The 16,461-nt window shown below is 69.8% G+C and carries 14 protein-coding genes, 1 other RNA gene and 1 pseudogene; 4 read left to right on the top strand and 12 right to left on the bottom strand.

Annotation, left to right across the window (positions count from 1 at the left end; all coding sequences use genetic code 11):
• Positions 1–3: 3 nt before the first annotated feature.
• The 5 genes from ACRDSQ_RS20750 to rnpB all read right to left on the bottom strand — a co-directional run bounded on the left by ACRDSQ_RS20750 (position 4) and on the right by rnpB (position 6,453).
• A complete protein-coding gene (locus ACRDSQ_RS20750) occupies positions 4–1,998 on the bottom strand; it encodes a hypothetical protein (protein WP_431423356.1) in 1,995 nt (664 codons plus the stop codon).
• Positions 1,999–2,071: 73 nt separating this feature from the next.
• Positions 2,072–5,002 carry an ATP-binding protein gene (locus ACRDSQ_RS20745; RefSeq protein WP_431423354.1) on the bottom strand — a complete coding sequence of 977 codons (2,931 nt, stop codon included), beginning with the start codon at positions 5,000–5,002 and terminating at the stop codon, positions 2,072–2,074.
• Positions 4,986–5,411 carry a hypothetical protein gene (locus tag ACRDSQ_RS20740; protein ID WP_431423352.1) on the bottom strand — a complete coding sequence of 142 codons (426 nt, stop codon included), beginning with the start codon at positions 5,409–5,411 and terminating at the stop codon, positions 4,986–4,988. Before ACRDSQ_RS20740 ends, ACRDSQ_RS20745 begins: the two co-directional genes overlap by 17 nt.
• Positions 5,412–5,417: 6 nt before the next feature.
• Entirely contained in the window at positions 5,418–5,705 is a 288-nt protein-coding gene (locus ACRDSQ_RS20735) for a hypothetical protein (RefSeq protein WP_431423351.1), read from the bottom strand.
• A gap of 363 nt (positions 5,706–6,068) precedes the next feature.
• Positions 6,069–6,453: RNase P RNA component class A (gene rnpB / locus ACRDSQ_RS20730), an RNA gene on the bottom strand.
• Positions 6,454–6,571: 118 nt separating this feature from the next.
• Here rnpB and ssuE point away from each other — a divergent pair.
• Complete coding sequence (ssuE, locus tag ACRDSQ_RS20725; protein ID WP_431423349.1) at positions 6,572–7,126, top strand: NADPH-dependent FMN reductase; 555 nt, start codon at positions 6,572–6,574, stop codon at positions 7,124–7,126.
• A 10-nt stretch (positions 7,127–7,136) separates the two neighbouring features.
• Here the strand turns inward: ssuE and ACRDSQ_RS20720 are convergent, their stop codons facing one another.
• The 5 genes from ACRDSQ_RS20720 to ACRDSQ_RS20700 all read right to left on the bottom strand — a co-directional run bounded on the left by ACRDSQ_RS20720 (position 7,137) and on the right by ACRDSQ_RS20700 (position 11,128).
• Positions 7,137–8,213, bottom strand: coding sequence for a bifunctional RNase H/acid phosphatase (locus ACRDSQ_RS20720; protein WP_431423371.1), 1,077 nt, complete (start codon positions 8,211–8,213; stop codon positions 7,137–7,139).
• Positions 8,214–8,215: 2 nt separating this feature from the next.
• Positions 8,216–8,953: a zinc ribbon domain-containing protein gene (locus ACRDSQ_RS20715; RefSeq protein WP_431423348.1), complete on the bottom strand. Its 738-nt coding sequence runs from the start codon at positions 8,951–8,953 to the stop codon at positions 8,216–8,218.
• Positions 8,950–9,786, bottom strand: coding sequence for a Nif3-like dinuclear metal center hexameric protein (locus tag ACRDSQ_RS20710; RefSeq protein ID WP_431423346.1), 837 nt, complete (start codon positions 9,784–9,786; stop codon positions 8,950–8,952). The genes ACRDSQ_RS20715 and ACRDSQ_RS20710 overlap by 4 nt, the downstream gene beginning before the upstream one ends.
• The gene (gene cobC, locus ACRDSQ_RS20705; protein ID WP_431423344.1) at positions 9,783–10,847 is read right to left on the bottom strand and encodes an Rv2231c family pyridoxal phosphate-dependent protein CobC; all 1,065 of its coding nucleotides are present in this window, start codon (positions 10,845–10,847) and stop codon (positions 9,783–9,785) included. Before cobC ends, ACRDSQ_RS20710 begins: the two co-directional genes overlap by 4 nt.
• 89 nt (positions 10,848–10,936) lie before the next feature.
• Positions 10,937–11,128: a hypothetical protein gene (locus tag ACRDSQ_RS20700; protein WP_431423342.1), complete on the bottom strand. Its 192-nt coding sequence runs from the start codon at positions 11,126–11,128 to the stop codon at positions 10,937–10,939.
• A 60-nt stretch (positions 11,129–11,188) separates the two neighbouring features.
• Between ACRDSQ_RS20700 and ACRDSQ_RS20695 the strand changes: the two are divergent.
• Positions 11,189–11,429 (top strand): annotated as a pseudogene (locus tag ACRDSQ_RS20695) (hypothetical protein).
• Between the two features lie 287 nt (positions 11,430–11,716).
• On the opposite strand, the gene ACRDSQ_RS20690 reads toward ACRDSQ_RS20695, so the two are convergent.
• Positions 11,717–13,378 carry a choice-of-anchor B family protein gene (locus ACRDSQ_RS20690; protein WP_431423340.1) on the bottom strand — a complete coding sequence of 554 codons (1,662 nt, stop codon included), beginning with the start codon at positions 13,376–13,378 and terminating at the stop codon, positions 11,717–11,719.
• 257 nt (positions 13,379–13,635) lie between these two features.
• Between ACRDSQ_RS20690 and ACRDSQ_RS20685 the strand changes: the two genes are divergently transcribed.
• Positions 13,636–14,445: an SURF1 family cytochrome oxidase biogenesis protein gene (locus tag ACRDSQ_RS20685; RefSeq protein ID WP_431423338.1), complete on the top strand. Its 810-nt coding sequence runs from the start codon at positions 13,636–13,638 to the stop codon at positions 14,443–14,445.
• 77 nt (positions 14,446–14,522) lie between these two features.
• Here ACRDSQ_RS20685 and ACRDSQ_RS20680 read toward each other — a convergent pair whose 3' ends face one another.
• The gene (locus tag ACRDSQ_RS20680) at positions 14,523–15,476 is read right to left on the bottom strand and encodes a cobalamin biosynthesis protein (protein WP_431423336.1); all 954 of its coding nucleotides are present in this window, start codon (positions 15,474–15,476) and stop codon (positions 14,523–14,525) included.
• Positions 15,477–15,574: 98 nt separating this feature from the next.
• Here ACRDSQ_RS20680 and ACRDSQ_RS20675 point away from each other — a divergent pair.
• The coding region (locus ACRDSQ_RS20675; RefSeq protein ID WP_431423334.1) for a DUF2397 family protein at positions 15,575–16,461 on the top strand (887 nt) is incomplete at its 3' end.

Raw genomic sequence — 16,461 nt, 5'->3', positions numbered from 1 at the left:
GGGCTACCTCACCACCGAGTCGGTCTCGCGCGGACCGTCGTGCAGCGGCATCCGCCGCGGCGTCTCGGCGACCTCAAGTCCGCGCGAGGGCCGGTAGACGACGTGCACGGGGCGGCCCGCGACCATCTCCACGTCCGCGGGGCGGGGACTGCTGATCGCCTCGGGTGTGGCGTACTCGGTGTTCGGCACCCGCGACGGGATGACGACGGCGTCCTCGCCGCGGTCCCAGTTGCGGTCGGCGACCGGCACGGTGTCGACCACGCGGCTGCTCGCCCGCACGATCGTCGCCGGACCACCGCGGCCGGGCCGCGGGGCTCCGGGCAGGACGACGTCGTGGTCGCCGGGTCCGAGCCGGGTGATGGACGACTCAAGAGCCTGGCGCGGTGCGCCGATGGCGGCCCGCGGCGTGTCCATCCGCTGGGCGGTCGCGGTGACCGGGTTGCTCGCCTCGGGTCGGGGCCTGCGGTTGCCCTGGCTGTGTTTGGCCAGCCCGGTGGACTCGCCGTCCTCGCCGTCGCGGACCGTGTCCCAGAACTCGTCCTGCGGGGTCGAGCCCTCGTGCTTGTTGCGGCGGAACCGGGAGAAGACTCCGACCCCGGCGGCGGGCATGGACGCGCCCGCCGCGCCGACCGACATCTCCAGCATCTGCCACATGCGCCGCATCGGGCGTCCCACGAGGAAGAACACCAGGGTGACGATGGCCGCCAAGAGCATCTGCGTGAGCAGCGACAGCTTGGCCTCGGGCGAGAAGATCATTTCGAGGAACTTGAAGTGGATGCCCGCGAGAATGGCCAGGATCAACACGTTGAGCACGACCGCGCCGACCGCGCGCCCGACCTTGCGCAGGATGTCGTGGTGGATCAAGGCCACCAAACCGATCACCGGGGCGGTCAGGGCAAGGATCCGCAGCAGCAGCTGCGCGAGCAGTACGGCTAGCTTCGCGAAGAGCTGGAACAGGGAGTACACGATCGACTGGAACATCGCGAGGATGCCCGCGCCGGTGCGACTGCCGTCGGTGCCCTTGAAGTAGCCGGTCGCGGACCCGAGCTGGGTGGCGATCTGCTTGTACTCGTTCTTCTTGGCCTGCTCGGCGTTGTTGTCGGCGTCGCGTCCGGAGACGATGTCGTCACGCGTCCAGGCCTGGGCGTCGAGCAGGCGCCTGCCGAACTCGGCGGCCTTCGGGTCGTCGGGACTGCCGAACTCGCCGCGCAGCCAGTTCTCGTAGATGACCTTGTTGTGAAGCTGCGTCGGCAGGACGTGCACAACGCCGCGGTCTTCCGCGTTGTCGACGAAACCACCCTGGATGGCGGTCGTGGTGCGCACGATGACGTCGTCGATGCGTTCGTAGTTGCTGACCAGCACGAACGACGACGCCGCCAGCCACATGCCGGCGAACGCGAAGAGAGCACGTTTGCTGACTGTGGCCAGGTCGCCCTTCCAGATCTGCCGGAACATCAGCACGGCGAGAACCAGCATGAACAGGCTGAACAGCTGCGTGTAGAGGTTGTTGAAGACCGAGTCGGCGGCCTTGCCGATCTGCTCGTTCAGTCCGCCGAGGACGCCGCCGTTGAGCAGCGTGTAGTGCAGCGAGTTGGTGGCGCCGATGATGTTCTTGGCGATGTTGAACAGCTCGTTGCCCGCCCACGTGTCGATCGTGGAGCCGGGGTCGCTCACGCCGTTGGGGACGAGCCCGCCGCACGATTCGTCGTAGACGTGCCAGACCATGCCGGCGTAGCCGTAGATCAGGTACGGGCTGTCGGGCGCGCCGTTGCCCTGCGGCGGGTCGAGGGCGCCGACCATGCCCGCGCCGGGGCGCTCCGGGTTGGGGACGCAGCTGTTGTCCTGCGCCATCGCGGGACTGCCGATCACCGCTTGCAGCCCGATGATGCCGATGACGGCGAGCATCGTGAGCCGCTTGCGCGAATGGGGTGATCTCTTCCTCCGCCGCGCCGCGTACAGCAGCGTGGCGGCGACCACCACCATCAGGAACGTGATCATGTGACGTCCACCAACCTCGAGCTCGGGCTACCGGGCACTAGCTTGATCAACTTCTGCGACGGCACATCATCTCTCATGCCGCGTCCTCACGACCGCGTTTCTTCTCGCCGTCTTTCCTGTCGGACGGTTCCGGGTCCGGCTCGAGGAGGAACTCGTCCTCGCTCAGGCCGAGCTCGAATTCCGCCGCGCGTTCGAACTCCTCGTCACTGGGCATCGTGGAGCCGTCGAGCGGCTCCGGTTCGGGTAGGGCCGGCGCCGCCGGGGTGGCGGGTGCCGCGGGCAGGGCGGCGCGGGCGTTGCGCTCGCGCATGGCATCCGGGGTGGTGTCCATGACCCCGCGCAGGTGCTCGAGGTGGGAGCCGGAAAGGTCGATCCGGATGCGCTCCACACCACCGGCACCGTCGCCGAAGATGAATTGCCGGGGCGCGGTGTCGCGTTCGACGCCGCGCTGGGCCGGACGCCTGCCCAGGCTGGCGATGACCTGCTCGTAGCCGCCGTTGACCGGGACCTTGAGCAGCCGCAGCGCGTCGGACTGGGCCTGGTCGTCGTCGAGGCGGCCGATGAAGACCGAGTCGAGCAGGGCGACGAAGCCCTGGATCTTGAGGAAGTCGGCCGGGATCTGCGAGGACAGCAGCACCCGGACGTTCCACTTTCGCGAGTCACGCGCGAAGCGGTTCATCAGCACGCGGCCGGTCGGGACCTCGGAGAGGAAGAACGCCTCGTCGATCCAGACCCCCTTGCGCATGTCCTTGGGCTTCTCGTAGATCGAGCGCTGGGTCAGCCACGCGGCGAGGTTGAGCATCTCGACGCCCAGGGCCTCGGCGTCGGTCCAGTGCTCGCGGCCGACACCGTCCTTCGGCAGGGTCAGCCCGGCCATGGTGAGGACCGTCAGCCGGTCGTCGCGCTGCTCGTCGTACGGGTCGGCGCCGCGCTCGGGGATGAGCAGCGACATGCGCTCCTTCATCTCGTCGAGGAAGTCGGCGACGACGACGGCGTGCTCGTGGTGCTCGCTGGCGTCGCGGCGCAGCGCGTCGAAGACCAGGCTCGGGTCGGCGTCGGCGCGACCGCCGACCGTGCGGACCGCGCGCAGCAGCACGATGCGGCTCTGCGGCAGCCGGGAGACCTCATACGGCAGCAGGCCCGACAGCACGTCGAGCACGAGTCGGCGGCGCGTCGCGGCCGCGAGGGCCTTCTCCCGGCGCCAGGCGCGCTCCGGGTCCTCCTCGTCGAGGAAGTGTTCGAGTCGCGGCTCGGCCACCACCCGGTACGGGTTGAGGATGCCCGCCTGGGCGTTGAGCAGGTTGATCGGCCGCGCGTAGGGCCGCAGCTCCGGCAGGTCGCACAGCTTCGCCAGCGGGCCGGACGGGTCGAGGATCGTCCAGTGCGCGCCCGCGCGCAGCGTCTTGTAGACGATTCCGCCGCCGAGGAAGGACTTACCGCCACCGAGGCCCGCGACCATCGCGGTCAGACCGGACGAGTCGCGGATCTCCTGGGCCATCCACGGGTCCCACGCCACGGGGCGCCGGGTCGCGGTGCAGGTCTCGCCGAGCAGGATGCCGCGCCGGTCACCGACCTCGGCCGTGGCCGTGGGCACCGATGACGCGGCCCACACGACCGAGCCGCGGCGCAGGTAGGCGGCGGAGGCGAGCGGCTCGCCGGGGATGAACTCCCTGGCCAGCGCGTACTGCGCCTCCGGGTGCTCGATGGCGATCTTCGGCTTGTAGAGGTCGAGCAGCTCCTGGGCCAGCCGCAGCGCGTCGCGGTCGGTCGGGCCGGACACGGCCAGGCGCCACCAGGAGCGGACGCGGGTGGCCAGGGCGGTGAAGCCCGAGGTCATCTCGTCGTCGATCTCCAGCACCCGGCTCGCCTGCCGGGCCAGCGACTGCGGCGGCTCCAGCTCGTGCTCGTCGGTGTAGTGCTTGACCTGGGAGCGGACCTTGTTCATCTGCCGCGCGAGCTCGCCCTGGACCTCTTCGGGCCTGCGCACGTAGATGCGCGCGGACCACTCCACGGCGGCGGGGAGCCGGTCGGCGCGCTGCACCCACGGGTCGTCGATCTCGGGGATCTGCAGGCCGTGCATCATGCCGACGGTCAGCACCGCGACGTGCCGCTTGACCCCGGCGTTGGAGCCGGTGCGGCCGCGCACGGTGACCGTGGGCGAGTACGGGTCCTGGTGGAAGTCGGCGGCGTCGGTGAAGCTGGCCAGGTCTTCCGGCTCCCACGCCGCGCCGGGGACGGCGGGCATGTTGCGGGGCGCCGGGAGGCCCAGTGAGCACGAGCGGTGCATCAGCCAGGAGATCTCCTCGGCGGTGACCGGTCGGCCTTCGAGCCCGGCCGAGCCGATGACCTGGTCGAGGTGCTCGACCTCGCTCTCGATCGCCAGCAGTTCGGCGTCGACGGCCTCGGGAAAGACCTTGCGCAGCAGCGGCGCGGCCCGCTCGACGGCGCGGTCCATGACGTTGCGGGTCTGCACCTGGACGCCCAGGTACACCTCTTTCTCGGCCATCGAGCGGCCCATGAGCTGCTGCTGCTCGCCGACGAGGTAGTCGTCGAAGGACAGCGCGCCGGGCACGTCGGGCAGGCGGTTGACCGCGTTGTGCACGTGCGCCTCGGCCCACATGCGAATCGGGTACGGCCTGGTCGTGACCCGCAGATGCATCCAGCGGCCCGACAGCTCCGCGTACTGGCCCGCGATGGCCCCCATCAGGTCCTGGCGCTGCGAGTCCGACCGGAACGACCAGCGCTGCGGGGCGAGCCGGTACCACGCGTAGACGTCGGCGCCGGTACGCAGCAGGTGGCCGTCGATCGTGCGCGCCGCGATCTCCGGGGTGTAGCTGGGCAGGCTCTGCTCACCGGGCAGCCGCTTGCCGCGCTTGCGCGCCTCTTTGTCGTAGCGAGCCTGCTCGTAGCGCGCGTGCTTGCCTTGTCCCTGCGATCGGCCTTGCGAATGTCCCGCCGGGTATGTCGCGAGCACATCCGGCTCACGCTTACCGCGTCCGAACACCGCTGACCTCCCTGTACCCGTTGTTCCGCTTCCGTCCCCGCGGGCGTCGCCGGGGCAGTTCGGAACGCACACGGACCTGGGCGGCGCTGGCCGCGCCGCCGATTCCCTCGATGATCTCGCGAGGGGCCGTCACTTCGCGCACCCACATGGCAAGGACCGCACCAAGGGGTCGTTCATGACTGATCCGCGAGCAGATGAACATGGTGATGGCTATGGTCGCGACCATCCCCCACGAGAACGACCAGAACAGGCCGATCCCCACGTTGCGCAGGATCGTGAGAATGAAGAGGAAGACGACCGAGCCGATGCCCCAGGCCACGTAGCGGGCGCGCCAGGGGAAGGTCGCCTTGGGCGGGCCGAGCCAGACGGCGTCGACCCGGTACACCTCGTCGTCGGTGCGGATCCGCACGTCAGGTCATCCTCCGGTGAACAGGCCGGCGATCCAGCGACCGATGCCTTGGCCCGCGTCGGTGGTCACCGCGAGGCCGATGATGCCCAGGGCGACGATCACCCCGCCGAGCCTGCGCATCACGCCGGCGTTGTCGCCCTTACCTCCACCGAGCCAGAGCACGAGCAGCGCGACCACGAGGAGAAGCAGGGGGATGATGTTGTTGAGGATCCAGTCGCGGACGCCCGTGGTGCCGACGTTCGTCGGCTGCTGCTGGGCGAGGTCCACGAGTGTCATCAGGGTCGGGGTGGTCATTTCGATCTCCCAAGTGCGCCGGACGGTGCCACCCGGCGCGGCAGGTCTGTGCTGTGCCCCAAGGAGGGTCTCATGAGGAGCACATGATTGTCATTACGATCGGTAGCTGATGTGATGCGCTCCGTAGATCCACCTGGCCCGCGTCCTCCCGTCGGATGAGTTTTGTTACCCCCATCATCGGTCGAACAGGGCTGGTCAGAGCCGATGACCACCCGAATTTCCCAGTCACGGCCGGAGTTCACCCACCTGCACCACATCGTGCACGCGGGGTGTGACATTTCACAGGTGAACTTCTGGCGCGTCTCGCGCGAAGTTACTCCGATCGGTGTATGTCCAGCGTTCACGAATTTCGTGCGAACAGGGCGGGCGAGCCGGCATGTAAGCCGGATCCTGTCCCCGAGGCCGAAGCCTCGGTGGGCGACCATCCATCTAGACCTGCCGTCGCCGGCAGGTTCGTGCGGCCTACCCGCAGACTCGGGCGGGCAGCCCTCGAACGTCTGCGCAGGAGCCCGGGGGCTCCCTCTTGGCCTTGCTCCGGGTGGGGTTTACCTAGCCACCTCGGTCACCCGAGGTGCTGGTGGTCTCTTACACCACCGTTTCACCCTTACCTGGCTCTCACCAGGCGGTCTGTTTTCTGTGGCACTGTCCCGCGGGTCACCCCGGGTTGCCGTTAACAACCACCCTGCCCTGCGGAGTCCGGACTTTCCTCGCCGGTGGGTCACACCGCCGCGGCCGCCCTGCCGACTCGCCCGCACACCAAGGATACGGAGCGCGTCTCCTGAGCTGGCACTCCCATGGTGTGGACGCTCTTTGAGCAGGTCGCGGGCGCCTGATCTACTCAGGTGAGAGGGATGAGGAGGTGTGCGATGGCATCGGTGGTGATCATCTCCGGGAGCCCGTCGGCGAGCACTCGGTCGGGCATCCTGGTGGCCCACGCGGAAGCCGAACTGCGCCGGGCGGGCCACACCGTCGACACGATCACGGTGCGCGACCTGCCCACGGTGGCGCTGCTGTCCGAGGACGTCGAGCACCCCGCGATCCGCGAGGCCATCGACCTGGTGTCGAACGCGGACGGCGTGGTCGTGGCCAGTCCGGTCTACCGCGCCGCGTACAGCGGGCTGGTGAAATCCCTGCTCGACCTGCTGCCCGAGGGCACGCTCGCCGACATCGCGGTGCTGCCGCTGGCCAACGGCGGGACGCAGGGGCACGTGGTGGCGATCGACTTCGCCCTGCTGCCGCTGCTGCGCGCGCTTGGGGCGGCTGACGTGCTGCCCGGGCACTTCGTCCTCGATCGGATGATCGCGGCGCCGGAAGAGGGCGGCGTGGTCCGGCCGCTCGCCGCGCACGCCCTGAACGAGACGCTTGGCGAGTTCGCCCGGCTGATCGCGGCAGTCCGGACGCCGATCGCGCTCACCGGCTGATCGAAGCTGGTCATGCCAGGTGGGACGTGTCGTTGACCAGGCGCACCGAGGCGTTCCCATCGGGGTAGAACTCGACGATCGACAGTGACGCCAGATCCAGGTGCAGGCGGAACAGCAGGGACGGGCCGACGTCGAGGCCCATCCTGAGCAGGGACTTGATCGGGGTCACGTGGCTGACCACGATCAGGGTCTTGCCGCCGAACTTGGTGATCAGGTCGTCGCGGGTTCGGCGTACCCGGCGGTGGACGGCGTCCATGCTTTCGCCGTTCGGAGCCGCGACCGAGGTGTCCGAGAGCCACTGCGTGTGCAGCTGGGGGTCGCGGGCGGAGGCCTCGGCGAAGGTCAGCCCGTCCCAGTCGCCGAAGTCGGTTTCGATCAGACCCTCGTGCGTGGTGACCTCACCGCCGGTCGCGGCGGCCACGGCGCGGGCTGTGGCCAGGGTGCGCGCGAGCGGGGACGTGACGATCGGGGTGGCCGCGTCGACGTGGTCGAGTTTCGCGACCCGACTCGCCGCCGCCTCGGCCTGGGCCTCGCCCAGCTCGGTCAGGGGGACGTCGACCCGGCCCGAGTAGCGGCGCTCCGCCGACATCGCGGTCTGGCCGTGGCGGACCAGCAGCAGCCGGGTCGGCTCGCCCTGGGCGCCGGTCCACGAAGGCGCCTTGACGGGCTGGGCGACCTTGGGCTCGATGCCCGCCTGGCGGTCCATCGCCTCGTTGGCGAGGCGGTCGGCGTGGGTGTTCTTCGCGCGGGCGATCCAGTCGAACTCGACGCGCTGAAAGCCGCGGACCAGTTCGCGCGCGCGTTGGGCCAACGGCTGCATCGAGGGGTGCTTGACCTGCCAGCGGCCACACATCTGCTCGACGACCAGCTTCGAGTCCATGCGCACCGACACCGTGTCGGCACCGATCTCCGCGGCGGCTTCCAGACCCGCGATCAGGCCCATGTACTCGGCGACGTTGTTCGTCGCGCGGCCGATGCCTTCCGCGCGTTCGGCCAAGACCGCTCCGGTGGCGGCGTCGAAGACGACGGCGCCGTAGCCCGCGGGGCCCGGGTTGCCCCGGGATCCGCCGTCGGCCTCGACGATCACCTTCACAGGCCGGACTCCGGGGTCCGAATCAGAATCGCCCCGCACTCCTCGCATTCGAGGACCTCGTCGCCCGCGGTCTCCTTGATGCGGGAGATCTCGCGCCGGTCGAGCTCGATGCGGCAGGCGCCGCAGCGGCGGGCGCGCAGCAGGGCCGCGCCGATGCCCTTCTGCCTGCGCTTGCGCTCGTAGAGGGCCAGCAGGTCCTCCGGGATGTCGGGCAGGATCTTGGCCCGCTCGGCGTCGCGGCGGGACTCGTTGGTGTCGAGGTCGGCGAGGTTCTCGTCGCGCCGGCGGTTGGCCTCGGCCAGCGCCTCCTCGGCCTTGGCCAGTTCGACGGAGGCGTGCTTGCCGTCCATCTCGACGGCCTCGCGGCGCTCCATGAGTTCGAGCAGGTCGTCCTCGAGGATGGCCTGCCTGCGCTCCAGGGTGGCCAGCTCGTGTTCGAGGTCGGTCAGCTGCTTGGCGCCGACGGTGCCACCGGCGAGCAGTTTGCGGTCGCGGTCCTCGCGGGCGCGCACGGCGTCGATCTCCTTCTCCTGCCGTGCCACCTCGCGGTCGAGGTCGTCGAGCTGCATCTGCACGGCGACCTGCGCGTCCCGCTTGGCCTGCGCGGCCTTCTCGCCGTCGGCGACCTCGGCCAGCTCCGGCATGGTGCGCCGCTGGTGCCGCACGCGCGCCAGTTCGGCGTCGACGCCTGCGAGGTCGAGGAGACGACGTTGGACAGCGGGATCGGCTTTCACCCGGTGAACCTCCCGGTTCGGGTTGGCGCCCCGGCGGACTGGGCGGTCCAGGGATCGGTGCGGATGGTGGAGACGGTGACGCTGACGGTACCGCCGAGGCCCGCGCGCAGGATGCCCGCCGCCTGGTCGCACCACGGCCACTCGCTGGCCCAGTGCGCGACGTCGACCAAGGCGGGCCCGCCCGCGGCGAGATGTTCGCTCGCGGGGTGGTGGCGCAGGTCGGCGGTGACGTAGGCGTCGACACCGGCGGCGGTGGCGGCGCCGAGGTAGGAGTCGCCCGCGCCGCCGGAGACCGCGACGGTCCGGACGCGCCGGTTGGTGTCCCCGGCGGCGCGCACACCGCCCTCGGTGGCGGGCAGCGCGCGGGCCACGCGCTCGACGAAGACGGCGAACGGCTCGGGCTTGTCGAGGGTGCCGATCCGGCCGATGCCGGTGGCGCCGTCCGCGTTCGGGTTGAGCGGGCCGGTGACGGTCAGGCCGATCGCCTCGGCGAGCGCGTCGGACACGCCGGGGTCGGCGGCGTCGGCATTGGTGTGCGCACAGAACAGGGCGACGCCCGCGCGGACCATGCGGTGCACGAGCGAGCCCTTGGGGGTGTCGGCGGGGACGCCGTGCACACCGCGAAGGAGCAGCGGGTGGTGCGCGACGATCAGCTGCGCGCCGAGTTCGATCGCCTCGTCCACTGTGGACTCCGTCGGGTCGACGCAGACGAGGATCGCGGTGACCTCGTCGGCGGGGTCGCCGCACACCAGACCCACCGCGTCCCAGCTCTCGGCGAGCGCGGGCGGGTAGGCGGCGTCGAGCGCGGCCACCGCGTCGGCGACGGTCGTCACAGCGTGACCTCCACGGCGAGTTCGGCTTTCAGCGCGGCCACCAGCGGCGCGCACTGCTCGGGCGAGCGGACGGCGACCCGCAGGTGGTCGGGGCCGAGACCGGGGAACGTGTCGGCTCGACGGACCGCGATTCCCCGCTCCCGCAAGCCTTGCCGGACGCGCTCGCCGTCGGGAACACGCAGCAGGAGGAAGGGCGCGGAAGCCGGGCCGGCCACCAGGACACCGAGTTCTTCCAGCGCCTCGACGAGGTCTTCGCGGTGGGACAGGGCTTCCACAGCCGCCACCTCGGTCTCGGCCACCGCGGGCGGCTCACTGCAGGCGATGACGGCTTCGAGGACCAGGGTACCGACCGGCCACTGTGGACGGTCGGCGGCGAGCCGGGCCAGCAGGTCCGGGGAGCCGAGCGCGTACCCGGCGCGCAGGCCGGGCAGCGCCCAGGTCTTGGTGAGGCTGCGGAAGACCAGCAGGCCGGGGGTTTCCTGGTCGTGGGCGAGGGATTCGACCTCGCCGGGCACCGCGTCCATGAACGCCTCGTCGACGAGCACGGTCCGCCCGGGTCGCGCGAGCGCGCGAACCAGGTCGGCGGGGTGCAGGGTCGAGGTCGGGTTGGTCGGGTTGCCGACGACCACAAGGTCGGCCTCAGCGGGGATCAACTCCGGGCGCAGGGCGTAGCCGTCGTCCTCGCTGAGCAGCACCCGGCGCACGGGCACCCCCGCTTCACGCAGCGCGACCTCGGGCTCGGTGAACGAGGGGTGCACCAGCGCGGCCAGCGTCGGGCGCAGCCGGGGCAGCAGCGCGAAGCCCTCGGCGGAGCCGTTGAGGATGAGCACCTGGTCGGCGTCGCGGCCGTGCCGGTCGGCGACGGCGGTGCGGGCGGCGAGGTCGTCGGCCGCGGACGGGTAGGTCCCCAGCCGGTCGACCGCCGCGACGAGGCGGTCACGCAGCCAGGCAGGCGGGCGCTCACCGCGCACGTTCACCGCGAAGTCGAGCAGGCCCGGCGCGGCGTCGACGTCGCCGTGGTGCCGCAACAGGGCGTGCTCATCGGATCCGGTGCTGGTCATCGCGAGGATTCTAGTGAATTCGGTTGGACCGCTCTCCGGCCGCCGCTGGGTTCCGCACCCGTGCCACGATCCCCTTGGGTGCGGGTGGATTAGTCGACCAAGGCGCTGAGGCCGTGCTCGCGCAGCCAGCGCAGGGAGCGGAGTCGGGCGAGGTCGTCGGTGGTGGTCCGCGTGATCATGTGGTGGTCGACGGCCTCGGTGAGCCTGCTCATCGCCTTGGCCCGCTCCGAGTCAGGCAGCCGTCGGATCCGCTCCGGTGACCACCACGGCTCCTCTTCCATCCCTACTCTCTCCCCGTGCATATCTGTTTCGTCTGTACCGGCAACATCTGCCGCTCCCCCATGGCCGCCCTGGTGTTCGGCGAGCACCTGCGCCGCGCCGGGCCGGCCGACCAGGTCCGGGTGACCAGCGCGGGCACCGGCGGCTGGCACGTCGGTGACCCCGCTGACCCCGGACCGTGCGGATCCTGTCCGACAACGGGTACCCGACCCGTGCTACGGCGACGCGGCGGGCTTCGCAAAGGTGCTGGCCATGGTCGAGGCGGCCTGCCCCGGCCTGCTGGATTGGGTCCGGACGCACTGAAGGTCCCTGGGCCCGTGGGCGCGGGCCGTGGCATTTGTCATGGCCACGGACCGGCGATGGCCAGGGCCGCGAAGGTATTCAATCGATACCGCACGGTAGTGCTCCTTCCGGATGCAGGGGATCCAGCCTTCTGGAAACACCGAATAGGCGATGACTCCGCATAAAACGGTAGTCATCGCCTATTTCTCCGGGAACCCGACAATTCTTGCCAGTACGTCGCTGAGACACCTCTGGGATTGCGAATGGACAATGGGGTCCCGCCGCCGGGCGGGACCCCCATCACCGTCCTAGAACTGAAGGCTCCAGGCGTCGATGTAGCCGGTGTCGTACCGAGCCACGTCCTGCACCTTGAGCTTCCAGGTGCCGTTGGCGACCTCGGTCGACGCGTTCACCGTGTACGTGGTGATCACGTTGTCGGCCGAGTCGTTGCCCGACGAGTTCTTCAACCGGTACGCCGTGCCGTCCGGGGCCACCAGGTCGATGACCAGGTCACCGCGCCAGGAGTGCTTGATGTCGACCGCGACCTGCAGGGTGGCCGGGGCGTTGCCCGTCTGGCCGGTGACCGTGATGTCGCTGGTGATGGCGGCGCCCAGGTCGGGGATGTTGACATTGTTGGTGTTCTCGAACTTGCCACCGGTGGGCGGGGGCTCGCTGGTGCCAAGGTTCGGCTTGACGACGACAAGACCCTGCTCGATGCCGTTGACGACCACGTTGCCGGACGGGAAGTACGGGTACGTGCTCCACGCGCCGTTGAACTGCGCGCCGTCAGCCGACGGGTAGATGTCGAAATAGCCCGCCTCGGTCAGCGACGCCGACGCGACGTTCTTGATGTCCAGGATGCGCAGGCCCGCACGGTAGTTCGCCTGGTAGACGTAATCACCCTTGACGTACATGTTGTGGTCGATCGACTCGGCCGGGGAGCTGTACGTGCCGGTGTGCCGCGGCGCGGTCAGGCTCGTCAGGTCCCAGATGTAGGTCTTGGTCTTCTTGTCCGTGGCCGAGCGCTGCTCGTCGAGCTCGTCGTCCATCAGGAAGTACTTCTGGTTCTCGGTGAGCCACCCCTGGTGCGAGTACTGGGCGCCCGAGTAGCCGGTGCGGGAGAGCTGCACCGGGTTGCTCTTCGTGGTCACGTCGACGATGGTCAGCGTGTCCTCGTTGGAGTTGAAGCAGATCTCGCGACCGGTGTAGCGGGTGTCCGGTCCCCGGTAGACCACGCACTGGTTGTCGTGGGTGTAGCCGTCCTGGGACACGCAGCCCGCGTTGACCGGGCTCTTCGGCGTGCGGATGTCGACCATGTGCGGGCCGCCGCTGCAGGTGTTCGAGCCGATCGCGTAGGCGTAGCCGGTCTCTTCGTTGATCGCGATGTTGTGCGCGGGTCCGAAGCCGGTATAAAGCTTGTCGGCGGTGAACGTCTGCGCGGAGGTCACCGTGCGCAGACGGGTCAGGTCGAAGACCTGCATGCCGTGGCCGCTGATCTGGTCGGCGACGATGAAGGCGTGGTCCTTGTAGACCTTCATGTCACGCCAGGTGCTGCTGCCGCCGTTGGAGGGCAGGTTGCCCAGGTACTTCGGCGACGTGGCCGTGCTGATGTCGACGAACGCCGTGCCGTTGGTCCGGCCGACGATCGCATATTCCTTCTGGGTGGTCGGGTCGGTCCAGCCCCAGATGTCGTTGCCGTTGCCGCCGCCGATGCTCGACAGCGGCAGAACGCTGACCAGGTCGACGTTCTTGCAGGGGTAGATGTCGGCTTTGCCGTTGACACACGGCACACCCGCGACGGTCCCGGTGATCGGGGCGCGGCGGTCGGCGGGCTCGTAGTCGGCCATGAACGCCCGAGCGGCGGCTTGGCCCTCCGGGGTCTCCGGGTCGTGCGCGCCGGCGGGAGCGGTGGATACCGCCAGCACGCCCGCCATCAGCAGCATCAAGCCGCTAATTCGTCGAAACCTCAAGATAGTGCTCCTTCAGGAGTTACCCAGACTCGTGACCACAGAGGTTTCGAGTCCGGGCGCAGGTGGACTCCGTGCGGAATCATCGTTAAGGACACTGATCCCAAAATCGAAGATTAGCCAAAGGGCGGTTTTTATAGAACCGACGACTGGAGGGGAGTTCCCCGCAGTAATTCCCATTTACCATTCTTCGGCCCGCGACGGGCGGTCCGTGGGGACCGGGAGCCAGGTCACAGCGGCCGCCGGCCTACCGTTGTGGAGTGCGGTCGCTGCTGCGCCCTGGGTGGCTGATGCTGGCTTTCGTCGTGGTCGTCTTCGCCACGGCGTGCTTCATGCTGCTCGCTCCCTGGCAGTTCACCCGCCACGAGGACCGCAAGACCACCAACGACGCCATCACGTCGTCTTTCGAGGCCGCCCCCATCCCCATCCAGTCCGCCGACCCCGCCACCCAGTGGCGCCGGGTGACGTTGTCCGGCTCGTACCTGCCGGAGTCAGAGGCGGTGGCCCGACTTCGGACAGTCCAGGGAGCGGCGGCCTTCGAGGTCCTGACCCCATTCCGCCTGGCGACTGGCGAGGTGGTCCTGGTCGACCGCGGGTTCGTCCGACCGGTCGAGGGCGTCCGCGTGCCCGACTACGCCGCCGCCCCCAGCGGCCGTGTGGACTTGATCGCGCGCGTGCGAGCGGATGAACGGGACCCGCAGGCCAGGCCGGCGTTTGTGGAGGAGGGCCGCAAGCACGTCTATGCGGTGGACTCCCGCAAAGTCGGAGAGGCGGCCGGGCTGCCTATCCGGCCTGGATACGCACAGTTGGAGGAAGGCTCACCCGGCGTCCTGGGAGCCCTACCCCTGCCGCAACTGGATGTGGGTCCGTACTTGTCGTACGCCTTGCAGTGGATCGCCTTCGGCGCGATGGCCCTTCTTGGGTTGGTGTACTTCACCTGGCGGGAGATCAAACCCGGCGGAATGCTCCGCACGGACGCGCCGAAGCGCCGTTCGGTGGCGGAGATCCTGGCCGACGACGAAACCAGTCCGCCTCCCCGGAATTTTCCCAGTTCGTCACCTTCTCTGTGATGACTGCGGTCAGGCGGTAACCAGGGTCGGTTGCCGTCACGGTCCCCTCAGCCGGCGGTTGGATAGCGCAGCAGTTTTCAGACGGCCTGGTTCTTACGCCTGCCGGTGATCAAGGCGATGGCCGCGGCGACGACAGCCGTCAGAGCGCCGACCACCCTCGAGAGTTCCACTGCCCTGGTCACGTGTCCCGCGTCCGGCATCCGGCCGGTGCCCAAGACCGGTCGGTCTTCGACCCCATGCGGATACACCGTGCGGCCACCCAACCGGACTTCCAAAGCTCCCGCGAAAGCTGCCTCGACCCGGCCCGCGTTGGGGCTGGGATGGGCGGACGCGTCTCGTTGCCAGGCTGTCCAGGCGCCCTTGCGGTCGCCGCCGACCACGGGGGCGCCGATCACCGTCAATGCCGCCGCCAGTCGTGCGGGCGCCAGGTTCGCCAGGTCGTCGAGGCGGGCTGAGGCCCAGCCGAAGCGGCGGTAGCGGGGGGACCTGTGGCCGACCATCGCGTCCATGGTGTTGATCGCGCGGTAGCCCAGGAGGCCGGGGACGCCTGCGACCGCGCCCCAGAACAGGGGGGCCACCACGGCATCCGACGTGTTCTCGGCGACCGATTCGACAGTGGCGCGGGCCATGGCCGGGGAGTCAAGGGTGCTGGGGTCGCGGCCGCACAGGTGGGGGATGCGTTCCCGGGCCGCTTCCACCGCGCCCGAGTCGAGATGGCGGCCGATCATCGCGCCCTCGGCGGCCAGGGAGCGGCCGCCCAGGACGGCCCAGGTCGCCACCGCCGTGCCGAGGACTCGGACCCAGGGGCTGCGCTTGCCCGCCCGTTCGACAGCCACGCCCAAGGCGACTGCCGAACCGGCCAGCGCCGCCGTGTAGACGACGCCGGGAACGTGGTGGTCGCGGTAGAGCGTCCGCTCGACGCGCTGGGCGACGGTGCCGAAGCCCGCGACCGGGTGCAGTCGTCGCGGGTCCCCCAACACGACGTCGGCGGCGACGCCTAACAGCAGTCCGATAGCGCGCGCCGACGACACGGGCCCTCCTCAAAAGATTCCCCCTGGAGAGGGAACCGTATCGCGCGCCCGGTCCCGGAGTGCGCGGGTGTCGGCCCCCTTGGCTATCGTGGGCCGCCGTGGAGCCAGAGCAGGAGACCGACACCGAGCACAGGCTTCAGCTCTACGCCTATCTGCAGCCGCGCGAGCACCATCGCACCTACCTCGCGATCATGCGCCTGTTCACTTCGACGCTCCTGGCCGACCTCTCGGCGGGCGAGGTGTCCTCCGCCTTGGCCGCCGCCGAGCGGGACGGGCGCATCGACATCGGTGAGTCGCACGTCGACGTGGTGATTCCCCGGCTGCGGCAGCTCGTGGAGTGGGGCAACCTCGTGCACGGCCGCCGCGAGACGATCGCGGCGAGCATCGCGGAGTTCCAGCAGGGCAGCATGCGCTACCAGGTCAGCAAGCTGGCCGTGCGCGTGCAGCGTGACGTCGACGAGCTGCTGCGGGTCCCCGAGGGCGCCCGCGAGGTGTCCCGTGAGCTGCTGCCCGCCATCGAGCGCGGCCTGGTCCAGCTCGGTGAGACGTTGGCCACCGCGTCGGCCCGCACCCAGCTCGACGCCGGGTCGTTGCCCGCGCGCCGGGCCCGGGAGCTGCTGGCCGAGCGGGTCACCACCCTGTTCCTGCAGCACGCCGAGCTGGCCGCCACGGTCCGCGACTTCTACGCCTACCTGGGCCAGATCATGGCCCGATATCATCTCAAGCCCGAGGAGATCTCCGGCTTCCGGAACCTGCTGGTCGAGTACATCCAGGTCGTCGTCGAGGACGTCCTGCGGCACACCCCGAAGATCGCCGCGACCCTGTCCGCGCTGGCGGGCGCCCGGTCCGAGCTGCTCAGCCTCCTGCGGCCCGCCGAACAGCTCGGCACTGCCGTCGAGCGCACCCGCGGCCGCCGCGACAAGGACTGGCAGGACCTGACCGACTGGTTCGCCGACCGCCCGGGCCACCCCAGCCAGGTCACCGC

Source organism: Actinokineospora sp., assembly GCF_050699995.1.
Taxonomy (GTDB): domain Bacteria; phylum Actinomycetota; class Actinomycetes; order Mycobacteriales; family Pseudonocardiaceae; genus Actinokineospora.
The sequence above is the reverse complement of the archived record's forward strand: the minus strand, read 5'-3'. Positions and strand labels throughout refer to the sequence as shown.